1 protein-coding gene is annotated in these 717 nt (G+C 52.2%); it reads right to left on the minus strand.

Features of this window, described 5'->3' with window-relative positions; translation table 11 throughout:
• Positions 1-717: mechanosensitive ion channel family protein (locus AC1DRJ_RS30960; protein WP_477805462.1), on the minus strand; the 717-nt coding region annotated here is incomplete at both ends.

Genomic DNA, 717 nt, shown 5'->3' on the forward strand with positions numbered 1-717 from the left:
ATGTAGTTTTAACCGTGCCGATTTCTTCAATCTGCCCCTCAACCTCGCCAACACGCACTTGCTGCCCAACCTGATATAGCTCACGCACATAGATTCCCGCAAGAATCTGACCGGCAATTTCCCGGCTTCCCAAACCCATGGCCAGTGCAACTGCCAGACCAACGGTAATCAAAACAATAACAATTACATGGTTCAGAAGGTCAGTCTTGACCTCCAACTGGCTGATCGCAACCGAAATGCTGATGATAATCACCAGCCCCTGAGCAATTCGTCCCAATCCTGAAGCGTAGTCCAGTCCTACGCCTTCTGCCGCCCCGCGTACCAATCCATTGGCCAGTTGCGCCAGCAAAACACCCACCAGCAGCACCAGCGCCGCGCCGAATACTTTCGGCAAATACAGCGCCAACATGTCTAGCGTAGCTGAAACTCGCTCAAGTCCAAGGGATTCTGCGGCAGAAACCAGAAAAATTAGCAGAACGAACCAATAAACAATTTTACCAATCAGGGTCGAGATCGGTACTTGAAGCCCGGCGCGAGACAACAATTTGGTCAGCCCGGTACCGCCCATCAAGCGATCGAGCCCCAGCTTGGCCAGCRGCTTGGACAACAAAGTGTCCAAAAGTTTTGCCACGACGAAACCCAACAGCAGCACAACCAGTGCGCCGAACAAGTTCGGAATGAAATTCGCAACCTTGGTCCACAACGCAGTCATTGCAG

It is taken from the genome of Pseudomonas sp. P5_B2 (assembly GCF_056400445.1).